This window comes from Mesorhizobium sp. M1A.F.Ca.IN.020.06.1.1, assembly GCF_004023265.1.
Taxonomy (GTDB): domain Bacteria; phylum Pseudomonadota; class Alphaproteobacteria; order Rhizobiales; family Rhizobiaceae; genus Mesorhizobium.
Genome location: NZ_RZSR01000282.1, coordinates 1 through 6,221 on the forward strand (window position 1 = coordinate 1; position 6,221 = coordinate 6,221).

At 65.0% G+C, this 6,221-nt stretch carries 5 protein-coding genes; 1 reads left to right on the plus strand and 4 read right to left on the minus strand.

All coding sequences use genetic code 11. The features are described 5' to 3' along the window. Positions 1-770: ABC transporter permease (locus EOA60_RS14575; RefSeq protein WP_245502561.1), on the minus strand; the 770-nt coding region annotated here is incomplete at its 3' end. Positions 771-1,078: 308 nt separating this feature from the next. Between EOA60_RS14575 and EOA60_RS14580 the strand changes: the two genes are divergently transcribed. Next, positions 1,079-2,041, plus strand: coding sequence for a sugar-binding transcriptional regulator (locus EOA60_RS14580; protein ID WP_095823860.1), 963 nt, complete (start codon positions 1,079-1,081; stop codon positions 2,039-2,041). Between the two features lies 1 nt (position 2,042). Here EOA60_RS14580 and EOA60_RS14585 read toward each other — a convergent pair whose 3' ends face one another. The 3 genes from EOA60_RS14585 to EOA60_RS14595 all read right to left on the minus strand — a co-directional run. Then, positions 2,043-3,530 carry an FGGY family carbohydrate kinase gene (locus tag EOA60_RS14585; RefSeq protein ID WP_127335648.1) on the minus strand — a complete coding sequence of 496 codons (1,488 nt, stop codon included), beginning with the start codon at positions 3,528-3,530 and terminating at the stop codon, positions 2,043-2,045. Positions 3,531-3,653: 123 nt separating this feature from the next. After that, positions 3,654-4,976, minus strand: coding sequence for a homoserine dehydrogenase (locus tag EOA60_RS14590; protein WP_067327773.1), 1,323 nt, complete (start codon positions 4,974-4,976; stop codon positions 3,654-3,656). A 310-nt stretch (positions 4,977-5,286) separates the two neighbouring features. Beyond that, positions 5,287-6,221: ABC transporter ATP-binding protein (locus tag EOA60_RS14595; protein ID WP_128311541.1), on the minus strand; the 935-nt coding region annotated here is incomplete at its 5' end.

The window sequence follows — 6,221 nt, forward strand, 5'->3', positions numbered from 1 at the left end:
CCGATCGAGCCGATGCCGCCGGAAAGGCTGGCGCCGCCGATCACCACCGCGGCGATAGTGTCGAGCTCGTAGCCGACGCCCGAACTCGGCTGCACGGAATCGAGCCGGGCCGCGAGCACGATGCCGGCCAGTCCCGCCAGCAGTGCGCAGATTGCGTAGACCCAGTTGGTCAGCGACTTCACCGGAATGCCGGAGAGGCGGGCAACCTCGGCGCTGCCGCCGATCGCGTAGAGGCTGCGGCCGGTGGCGCGGTAATTGAGGAAGATCGCGAAGACGATCGCCAGCACGATCATCAGCCCGACGGTGACCGACAGGAAGCCGAAATGGCGCACGATGGAGAGGTTGGTGAACCAGTCGGGAAAGCCGACGATCTGCGAGCCGTCGGTGATCATGTTGGCGAGGCCGCGCGCCACCGACATCATGGCAAGCGTCGCGATGAAGGGCGGCAGTTTCGTCACCGTCACCAGCAGGCCCGACACCAGGCCGCAGAGGGCGGCGACGACGAGCGCCGCGGCGATGCCCGCCGGGACGCCGAGATTGAGATAGTCGGGATAGGCGACATAGCCCATCACCATCGAGGCCAGCGCCAGCACCGAGCCGACGGAAAGGTCGATGCCGCCGATCAGGATGACCAGCGTCATGCCGATCGCCATGATGCCGAGCACGGTCACCTGGTCGAGCACGTTGAGGATGTTGCGTACCGTAAGGAAGGTGTCGGTGGTCAGCGCCAGCGCCAGGCACAGCAGCACCAGCCCGATCAGCGGTCCCATCGTGCCGGCAAACAGCGCCGAAAGCTTCGCACCGGAAGCGGCCTGCGCGGCGCCGGTGCCAGCCTTCAACTCGCTCGTCTCGTTGCTCACGGCCACTTCGTCTCCTCCGTCAGCGGGCAGGCGTGCCTTGCCTTCCGCTCTTGTTCACCAGGCATCCTCCCTTGTGAACAATTTATCTTTGAACTGCAATTTTGTTCAGCTAAAACGTTCATCAGAAAATTGTCAAGTGCCGCGCAGCCATTCGGCGGCAGTTTGCGTGAACCGACAGTTTGCCATAGGGAAGTCGAGCGCATACGGAGGCATAAAGCATGGCGATGATCGAGAACGACAAGGTCTCGCGTTTTCCGGATGCCGAGCTCAAGGCCCGAGCCGCCTGGCACTATTATGTCGAAGGGCTGACGCAGGAGCGGATCTCGGAGATCCTCGGCGTCGGCCGTATCAAGGTGCACCGGATTCTGTCGGCCGCGCGCGAGGAGGGCGTCGTCCAGTTCCGCATTCGCGACAGCGTCGTCGAATGCGTGCAGCTGGAGGAAAGCCTGAAGCAGCGCTTCGGCCTCAGCCAGGCGGTGGTCGTGCCGTCGGCTGCCGACAGGAGCAACGCGCCGCTGATGATCGGCCATGCCGCCGCCGCCTATCTCGCCGACAACGTCAATGCGGGCGACGTTATCGCACTGGGTTGGGGCAGGACGCTGAAATTCGCCATCAACGAATTGCCCAGGCGGCCGATCGCCAGGACCACGGTGGTCTCGATGCTTGGCGGCCTCACCCATGCGCAGCCGCTCAATCCGACCGAGAGCGCCTGGGAATTCGCTGAGAAGATCGGCGCCGAATGCTATCTGCTGCCCGTGCCCGTCTATGCCGACAGGCCGGAGCAGCGCGATGCCTTCATGAGCCAGCGCAGCGTCCAGGATGTGGTCTTTAGGGCGCGGCGCGCCAACATCGCCGTGCTCAGCGTCGGCTCCTTTTCCAACGACAGCCCGATCGCCAATTACGGTTTCATCAAGCCCAGCGAATTGGAGGAATTGCAGGCGGCGGGCGCGGTCGGCGATATCCTCTGCCACTTCATCGATGCCGAGGGCCGCATCGTTGACCATGAGGTCAACCGCCGCGTCTGCGCCTACCCGCTGCAGGATCTCTCCGACATTCCGACCACCATCCTGGTGTCGGGCGGGCGGGAGAAGATCGCCGTCATGCGCGCCGCACTTGCGAATACGAAGGTCTCGGTGCTGATCACCGACGAAGACGCGGCCAAGGGGCTGCTTAGCCGGTAGTTCAGGTAATCGCGCCGAGCCGCGTGTGGATATCGCGTGTCGCGTGATAGAGATCACGATAGACTTCTTTGCGTGCGCGGTAGGTCGGAACAAGCGCCTCGACAGGATCGACCTGGCGTGCCGGCCGTGCCGCCATCGCCTTTGCCGCTTCTTCCGGTGACGCGAACCAGCCGATTGCCGAGGCCGCGAGCATGGCGGCTCCCAGCGCCGCTGCTTCGTTGACCGGCGAGACGAAGAGCGGGCGCTCGAGCACGCTCGCCATGATTTCCATCAGCAGTGCGCAATTGGTGCCGCCGCCGGCCGCGATCATCGCGTCGGCCTTGCCGGTCTGTTCCTCCATCGCCTCGGTGGCGATCGCCTGCTCCAGCGCTATGCCCTCCAGCACCGCGCGGAAGAGATGCTTTGGCTCGTGATCGAGCGACAGGCCGACGATAGCGCCGCGCGCCGAGCCGTCCCAGTAAGGGCTCATGACGCCGGCCCAATAGGGCATGACGAGCAATCCGTCGCTGCCTGGCGCGACGTCCTTCGCAGCCTTCTCCAGCACCGCGGCCGAAGGCGCGCCGGTAGTGCGCACGATCCAGTCGACCAACTGCATGCCGGAACGCAGCACCGTCTCCAGCATGAAGCCGGAGCCGGTCGGCGAAACCAGCGTGCGGAATGCATCCGACGTTGTCACCGTACCGGAATAATTTCCGCTGACGACGCCTGAGCCCAACGACAGATAGCTTTTGCCGGGCCCGTAGACTCCCATGCCGAGGCCCATCGCCTGGCCGTCTCCGGCGCCCGCAATAACCGGCGTGCCGGCCTTCAGGCCGATCGCCGCCGCGACGCTTTCCGACAACGTGCCGCAGACCTCCCCAGGGGCTGCGAGCTCCGGCAGTTGCTCCGGCCGCAGCCCCGCCGCCTCGACCAGCCTCGGGTGCCAGACGCCATGCGCGATGTCCAGCAGACCGAGCGGATCGGCACTCGCCGTGCTGGTGACGAGTCGCCCGGTGAGCCGGTGGACGAAGAACGCGTGCACGTCGACCACCGCGGCCGCTTCCGCCAGCGCCTGCGGCCGGTGCTCCGTCAGCCAGGCCAAAGCGTAGAGCGCCGGCGTCGGGTCCGGCGGCTTGCCGCTCCAGTCGCGGATCGCCTCGCGGCCGAGTTCTTCCGAAAACCGCGCCACCTGGCGGCGGGCGCGTTCGTCGAGCCACAATATGGCGGGAATGAGCGGCTTGCCGGCGTTGTCGATCAGCGTGAAGCTCTCGCGCTGGTGCGCGATTGCGATGGCTTTCACGCGTGAGGCATCGATCGCCTTGGCGACTTGTTGCAGCGCCGACAGCAGCGCCTCCCACCAATGCTCGGCGTCCTGCTCGAAATGGCCGGGCGCCGGGTTGGAAAGCGGATAGGTCTCGCGTGCCTGGAAAAGCTCCGAGCCGTCGCGCGCGAAAGCGATCGCCTTCACGGCGGTCGTCGAGGCGTCGATCCCGATTACCACATCGTCCATCAGGCTGGGATCCGGAGGGTTAGAGCATGTCGCGCAAAAGTGTGCAGCGGTTTTGCGAAAACGACATGCATAAAAACAAAGACCTAAAGCGCGTCGCCTGGATCCGTTTCCGCGCGACGCGCTTTAGGCCGCGTTGGTTACGAACCGTCCGTCCGACTGGTCGAGACGACGGCGGATCTGGGTTATCACCATCGAATCGTCGGGTACACAGTTTTCATAGGTCAGGAAGTCGCCGGCCTTGACCGGCTTCACCACCTTGGCACGTTCAGCAAGCCCGAGCGGCAGCGCGCCCTTGGCGCGCGCGTCTTCCCAGGTCATGGCGAAGCCGCGGTAGTCGTTCTCGCCGATCATGCCGAGCGACTGGCCGGTGCCGAGACTGGTCTTGGCCACCGCCACCGCCTCGGCCACCGGATGATCGAGCGGTTCCATGTCGGCGCGCTTGTAGACCACGGCGCGCGCCGCCGACAGCGGCACTTCCAGGCTGGTGAGGTGATAGGGCCGGAAGATCGTGAAATAGGGGCCCCTGCCGACCTTGAGGTCGATCATTCGCTCCAGCACGCGCGGATGCTTGGTTTCGATGATGCAGAACACCCCGGGCGCGACGCCCTTGCCGATCGAATAGTCGACAACGCCCTTGCGATGAAGCACGCCGCCATCCTCGCGCGGGCAGAGCACGCTGGCGAGTTCTTCTAGCGTCGCGGTAGGGCCGTGCATGCCTGGCACGTCGGGCACCAGTCCCGTCGCGTTGGCGATCGCCACCATCTCGATTGCCGTCTTCGAGCCGTCGACGAACTCGACCAGCATGCGCGCATTCATGTTGCGCTCGGCCGCCTCCTTCTCGTAGTCGGCCGGCACGGCGTCGAACTTCAGCGGATTGTTCTTGCCCTTGCCGGCGGCAACGATGTTGAAGCCGAGGCTTCTGGCGAAGCCGATGATCTCCAGCGTGCAGGCAGGCTCGTCGCCCGCCGCACCTGTGTAGACGACGCCGGCCTTGCGCGCCTCTTCCTTCAGGAACCGGCCGATCGTGATGTCGGCCTCGACATTTAGCATGACGATATGCTTGCCGTTCTTCATCACCTCGAGCGCGAACAGCGTGCCGATATTGGGATTTCCGGTTGCGTCGATGATCACGTCGATGCGGCCGGCGGCGGCGAGCGCATGCAGGTCCTCGGTGACCGCGATCTTGCCGCCCTCGATGGCGCGATCAATGGCCGGGGCATTGGGCGCCTGCACAATATCGGAACGATCATGGCCGGCCAGCAGCGCCGCATCGATCGCCGCCTGCGGCCTGACCTCCGAAATGGCGCCGATGCGCATGCCCGGCATGAGTGCGACCTGAACGACGATATCTGTTCCCATCTGTCCGGCGCCGGCGAGACCGATGGTGATCGGTCCTTGTTTCTCAGCGCGCTGCAGGAGTTCCGCTGCGAATTGCGGATGGGACATGTCGCTTCCTCCGGTCCTTGGCGCCGCCCGCGCCGCGATCATTGTTTGAACATTCCTATGACCGTTTGAAAAATATTTCAACCGCCATTTCGGCGGTCGTCTCAGGAATGAGCTAAAACGAGACTCCGAGACGATGCGGGGCGGGGGGAGATCCGGCAGGATCGAGGGAAGGCGCGAGGGACCCTACGCGGCGGTTCGAAACGAGGTTTGCCTGGACGTCGACTAGCGCGATGGTGTCAGCGCGCTTGCCGCCCTGCGCCAACCATCGCGCGCAGCGAATCCAGCAGGCGCGGCCGCTTTCTGGCGGCTATCACGCCGGCTCCACGGCCTTCGGCTTCTGCAGTCTTGCCAACTCCGCGAAAGGAATATGGCATCGAATTGTGTGCCCGGGCTCTGCCTCGGAAAGTTCCGGCACTTGCGTCTCGCAGATCGCGCCGATCTTGCGCGGGCATCTCGTGTGGAAGACGCAACCCGTGGGTGGGTTGGCCGCGCTCGGGATTTCGCCGTCGAGGCGGATGCGCGAGCTTTCCGTCCGGTCGAGTTTCGGAACGGCCGACAACAGAGCTTCCGTGTAAGGGTGATGCGGGCCGGAAAACACCGCTTCCGACGGTCCGAACTCCATGATGCGGCCGAGATAGAGCACCGCGATCTTGTCGGACAGATAGCGCACCACGCCGAGGTCGTGCGAGATGAAAATGTAGCTCACATCCTGCTTCGACTGCAGGTCGGCCAAGAGGTTGAGGATCGCCGCCTGCACCGACACGTCGAGCGCCGAGGTCGGCTCGTCGCAGACGACGATGCGCGGATCGCCGGCGAAGGCGCGGGCGATCGCCACGCGCTGCTTCAGACCGCCCGAAAGCTGCCGCGGCTTGACGGCGAGATGCCGGTCGGTGAGCCGCACCGAGCGGACGAGCTCTTCGAGGCGCGCTTCCAGCGACTTGCCGGTGAGCCCGCCCAACCGCTTCAAAGCGCGGCTGAGGATATGCCGGATCGAATGCGAACGGTTGAGCGCCGAATCCGGATTCTGGAAGACGATCTGCACCGCCTTGACCTGGTCCTCCGAGCGGCTGGCAAGCCGCGGCGCCAACTGCTTGCCCTCCAGTTCGATGCTGCCGCCCTCGTCCGGCGGCACGAGGCCGAGCAGCAGCCTCGCGAAGGTGGTCTTGCCGCTGCCGGACTCGCCGACCAACCCGAGCGTCTCGCCGGGCCGGAGGCTGACTGAAACGTCCTTCACCGCTCTCAATG

What these genes read in the sequence shown, in the direction of transcription:
- EOA60_RS14580 (WP_095823860.1), top strand. Translation starts at nt 1,079, where the DNA reads ATGGCGATGATCGAGAACGACAAGGTCTCGCGTTTTCCGGATGCCGAG.
- EOA60_RS14585 (WP_127335648.1), bottom strand. Translation starts at nt 3,530, where the DNA reads ATGGACGATGTGGTAATCGGGATCGACGCCTCGACGACCGCCGTGAAG.
- EOA60_RS14590 (WP_067327773.1), bottom strand. Translation starts at nt 4,976, where the DNA reads ATGTCCCATCCGCAATTCGCAGCGGAACTCCTGCAGCGCGCTGAGAAA.